1 protein-coding gene is annotated in these 317 nt (G+C 62.8%); it reads right to left on the bottom strand.

The window, feature by feature from the left end; genetic code table 11:
- Positions 1-317: AMP-binding protein (locus HFE01_RS27485; protein ID WP_243208324.1), on the bottom strand; the 317-nt coding region annotated here is incomplete at both ends.

Genomic DNA, 317 nt, shown 5'->3' with positions numbered 1-317 from the left:
CCCGCCGCCGTGTTCACCAGGCTGCGGTGCTCGATCATCACGCCCTTCGGCTTGCCCGTCGTTCCCGACGTGTAGATTACGTAAGCCAGATCCTCCAGACGGGCTTCATGGAAGCTGTCAGTGCCAACATTCTGAGGGCTCTCATCACCGTCGTCCACAGCATCCGTCAGCTTGCTGGAAATGCCGAAGACAATCGGCGCATTCGCCCGCTCCTCGCTGTACGACGCTTCGTCGTCCAGATACAGCACCGCCGCTAGCGCCAGCTCCTCTTCGCCGAGCCAGGCTTCGGCGCGCTCTCGCAGCGCCGTTTGCGTCAG

The organism is Paenibacillus sp. EKM10P, assembly GCF_011800655.1.
GTDB classification, from domain to species: domain Bacteria; phylum Bacillota; class Bacilli; order Paenibacillales; family Paenibacillaceae; genus Paenibacillus; species Paenibacillus polymyxa.
This window is presented reverse-complemented; position numbering and strand designations above follow the sequence as displayed.